The 4,295-nt window shown below is 29.0% G+C and carries 4 protein-coding genes and 2 pseudogenes; all 6 read right to left on the minus strand.

Annotation, left to right across the window (positions count from 1 at the left end; genetic code table 11):
* Positions 1-117, minus strand: a pseudogene (locus tag HMPREF3247_RS14385) (transposase); the annotation flags it as partial.
* Positions 118-304: 187 nt separating this feature from the next.
* Positions 305-679, minus strand: a complete 375-nt coding sequence (locus tag HMPREF3247_RS07430) for a DUF1433 domain-containing protein (RefSeq protein ID WP_000695818.1) — start codon at positions 677-679, stop codon at positions 305-307.
* Positions 669-1,048: pseudogene (locus tag HMPREF3247_RS07435) on the minus strand (DUF1433 domain-containing protein). The gene HMPREF3247_RS07430 and the pseudogene HMPREF3247_RS07435 overlap by 11 nt, the downstream one beginning before the upstream one ends.
* Before the next feature lie 209 nt (positions 1,049-1,257).
* Positions 1,258-1,701 (minus strand): DUF1433 domain-containing protein, encoded by a 444-nt coding sequence (locus HMPREF3247_RS07440; protein WP_000742594.1) that lies wholly within the window; start codon positions 1,699-1,701, stop codon positions 1,258-1,260.
* Between the two features lie 647 nt (positions 1,702-2,348).
* Complete coding sequence (locus HMPREF3247_RS07445) at positions 2,349-3,467, minus strand: restriction endonuclease subunit S (protein ID WP_000072558.1); 1,119 nt, start codon at positions 3,465-3,467, stop codon at positions 2,349-2,351.
* A partial coding sequence (locus tag HMPREF3247_RS07450) for a type I restriction-modification system subunit M (RefSeq protein WP_070866221.1) occupies positions 3,460-4,295 on the minus strand: 836 nt, incomplete at its 5' end. The genes HMPREF3247_RS07450 and HMPREF3247_RS07445, both read right to left, overlap by 8 nt.

Genomic DNA, 4,295 nt, shown 5'->3' on the forward strand with positions numbered 1-4,295 from the left:
TATTCGATTGCGCAAATGATTGTAACTTCCATAACCAAAAGATGTACGTTTAATTAATTTTATTTTGTTGTTTATACCTTCTAATGGACCATTTGATAAATTGTAATAATCAAAGGTTACACTATTAAAAGTGTCACAAATTCTTATGAATCTGGCATAAACTTTTAATTAACTAAATAAGTAAGAAAACCTCGGCACTATATCATTTTAATAGTGTCGAGATTTTTATAGATACTACAAATATTTATAACATGGTTAATTTCATCTAATGACTTATATTTTTGTTTCATCACAATATGAACAATTATTTATTGGACGTATTTTGCTCTTTCTTTATTTCAGAAACTGACTTAGGATTTTCAATAAATTTTCTACCTAATTCATCTGTATAAGAAATATCGGTATCAAATTGAAAATCATCAATAGATCTTATACCAGCTGTAAATGATAACTTTTTATCATTATTTATATAACCACTAATAGAATAGCCATCCATTGGGTTTTCTTTAAAATTAGTAAAACTTATATTTTTATAACCTTTCACATTGTGCTTCATATAAATCGTTATTCTTTCTTTTTGCTCATTATAGTATTGTTCTTTTTCATCATGTCCTATTTTCAAATATATAGCTAATACTATAATTATTAATATTACTGTAACTAAAACTTTAATTTTCATCTTTTTTATTTATCTTCTTCTTTAATTCTGAAACTGTTTTTCATCTTTTATCATCATTCTATCCAGTTTATCACTATATGATGAGATGTATTCAAATTGATAATTATCTTCAGACCACATATGCGCTGAAAAAGTATTAGTCTTGTCATTATTTATATAACCTGTAATAACAAATCCATCTAAAGGGTTTTCTTTTTGTTCCTCGAATTGTATTTCTTTAAACCCTTTAACATTATACTTCATATAAATTATTATTCTTTCTTTTTGTTCATCATAATATTTCTTTTCGTCGTATTTCATCTTCAAAAAGATTCCGCCTAGAATCAATATTAAAATTATAATTACAATCATAAGAGATTTTTTATTCAAAAAATCAATCTCCTTTTCACTGGACTTATTGACAAACATTTTAAATAAATTAAGCATACTGAGTTTTACGATGATTGTATAAACGTTGCAAATCATATGACTGTTGGTTTTAACATTAGTCAATTTTTCTTTCTTATAATCTTAAATCATGATCAGGTTTACTTTAAAATTTAAATAATTATATTTTTCATCCATTCTATCCATAACATTTATTCAATTGGACCTGAAAAGAAAAATAACGGTGGATCGGCTTCATATTCACTTTTGTCTAAGTGTTCTTTTTCAATTATTTCATCGACTGAGAGTTTATATTTAGGGTCTTTTTCTTTGAATAATTTGCCTAATTTATCTTCATGGTAACCAATATCTTTCTGATATTGATTATTGCTTCCCGAATCTATACTTGCTTGGAATTTATATTTTTTATCATCATTTATATAACCTACAATGAAATACCCACCCATCGGAGTTTTATGAAAATCTGTCACCTTCATATTTTTATAATTGTTAAGATTATGCTTAAAATACAAATCGATTCGTTTTTCTTGTGTTTCAATGTAATGTTCTTTTTTACTTTTGTGAAACACGTATACAATAACAATTAGTAATATTAATATTGCAACAACTATCACAAATATATAATTCTTTTTCATATCTATTACCTCAATTTACCTGAAAAGATGAATAGTGATGATCCTAATTTTTATTTGTTTCTATCCAAGTGTTATTTTTCAATTAATTCATCATAAGTCTTAATACTTAAATATTGATGTATGTCTGATGGTGCTATCAGATTTTTAAACCATTAGCTTAAAAAAATATTAATGATTCAAATTGAATTTTAAAACTTAGTCTATGTTCTTTTCATGCATTGCAATGTTATGTTTTTTGTTAAAAATATATCCCAATCCTAATGTTGTTATTATTTCATGTAATGACAATTACTATAGAATAGTTTAATTTAAAACACATTTTGCAACTCGCTACATATATTATCTCATGTTAAATGTGTTTTTTTACGAATGGAAATAAATTGATACACATATCTTGAATAGATTGTTATATAAATAGATTATTTCACTTCTATCATATCATAAGTATATTACCAATTAATAATTTAATTATTATTTTGCATATCTAAAAGTAAACTACACTGAAGTTTCTGAAAATATATCATTTTGAACAGATCTAGAAGTCTTCAATAGCATTCTTATTTTTTAGACATTAATATCGTAAAATTAAAAAACTTATTAAAAAGCCCCTCACTAACTCAATTAGCGAGAGGTTTTGTATAGACTTATTAAACAAATATTTTTTGTAGAAGCGATTGTTTTCTCTGTTTAAGGTTTTGGATTTTTAAATCTGTTTTTGAATTTAATACATCTAAACTATTTAACAATTTTATAATTTTAGTACGTTCATCTTCGACTGGTATTTTAATGTGTATATTTCTTATGTCATTCCCTGAAATAGATTCAAATGTACTCCCCTGTGAAAAACGGATCCATTTATTTTGAGTGGCAAACCATTCTAGAAAATAATATAAAAATTTATCTCCTTTAATTGAGCATACACCTCTACCAATGCACGCATTAATTTGTGCCATAGCTAATTTGCCTACAGGTGCTCTAACAGTTAAAATAATTTCGTCCTTCTGAATTAATTTGGTTACTTCCCTTGTATAAATACGGGGATTAATTAATCCATTCTCTATATCAGCATTTCCTTGGATTAATACCGTATCATTTGAGTTATCAGTATAATTTACACTTTTCGGACTTTGTCCCATAGTAACAGTTGTAACTTCACCCAATCTTTCATTTGTCCAATCTGGATAATCATTACCATTCTCATCTTTGAATCGCAATTCTTGCGAGAAGATTTTCTGCATATAGCCTTTTTTCTGTTGTTGAAGTAATTCAAGTTTTTGTTCTTCTAATTCAATTTGCCGGTCGAGTTTGCTGAAGAACTTGCCTATTTTTTGCTGCTCTTTATTTGTAGGGACAAATCTATTTATTTTATTAATGGTTTGTTTGCTTAAGCTTGGCACACCTGTTGATTCATCGTATACTTTCCAGTTTATTTTTCTAAATAAACTTAATATAAATAGTATGTCTGTTTCTTTTTTAGGTGTACAATAAAATAATGTATCCACCGTCCAAAACGGCGCCTCAAGCAAATATGGTTTGTTTATAGTCCCTTTTCTCCCAATACCAACAGCATCAATTTCACTTAGTGGTTCTGAAACACTTGTCATATAACCGCCAGTACCATAGACTGGTATATCGCCTTTATCCAAATGTTTATAATCTTTTCCAGAATTAACTTTTATAATATTCCCTAACTGCTTCTCTTCCCATTCGCCTTCAAACTCTGGGAATCTCAACTCTGGCACATTTTTCTTTTGTGTATTACTCATCTTTCAACACCCCAAGTTCTTTCAGGTATGCATTGATTTCTTGTTCAACTTCTGCGATTTCTTTGTCGATATTTTTCAAATCTTGTTGGACTTGATCTAAATCTATTGGTGCTTCTTCTTCGAATGTATCGACATATCTCGGTATGTTTAGGTTGTAATCGTTATCGGCAATCTCTTGTAGTGTCGCGCTGTAGCTATATTTATCAATTGTTTCCTTACGCTTATATGTGTTAATAATGCGTTCGACTTGGGCATCGGTTAAATGGTTTTGATTTTTTCCTTTTTCAAAATCATTGGATGCATCGATAAATAGTACGTTGTCGTCTTGTTGGCGACATTTTTTAAATACTAAAATACATGTTGGAATACTTGTCCCATAGAAAATATTGGCTGGTAACCCAATCACGGCTTCTAAGTAGTTCTTTTCTTCTATTAAATAGCGACGAATCACACCTTCTGCGGCACCACGGAATAATACACCATGTGGGAGTACGACTGCCATGGTACCTTCATCGTCTAGGTAATGTACCATGTGTTGAATAAAGGCAAAGTCTGCTTTGGATTTTGGCGCAAGCTTGCCGTAACCACTGAATCGTTCATCATTTTCAAATTTTGAATCTGCTGTCCATTTCGCACTGTATGGTGGGTTCGCAATAACCGCATCAAATGTATTGCCTAAAAAGGCTGGATTTTCCAATGTGTCATCATTACGAATCTCGAAGTTCTCATAACGCACATCATGTAATAACATATTCATGCGTGCTAAGTTGTATGTAGTATTGTTACGTTCTTGTCCGAAATAACGATACACTTGCGTTTCTTTACCAA

Source organism: Staphylococcus sp. HMSC36A10 (assembly GCF_001838845.1).
GTDB classification, from domain to species: domain Bacteria; phylum Bacillota; class Bacilli; order Staphylococcales; family Staphylococcaceae; genus Staphylococcus; species Staphylococcus aureus.

What these genes read in the sequence shown, in the direction of transcription:
- HMPREF3247_RS07430 (WP_000695818.1), bottom strand. Translation starts at nt 679, where the DNA reads ATGAAAATTAAAGTTTTAGTTACAGTAATATTAATAATTATAGTATTA.
- HMPREF3247_RS07440 (WP_000742594.1), bottom strand. Translation starts at nt 1,701, where the DNA reads ATGAAAAAGAATTATATATTTGTGATAGTTGTTGCAATATTAATATTA.
- HMPREF3247_RS07445 (WP_000072558.1), bottom strand. Translation starts at nt 3,467, where the DNA reads ATGAGTAATACACAAAAGAAAAATGTGCCAGAGTTGAGATTCCCAGAG.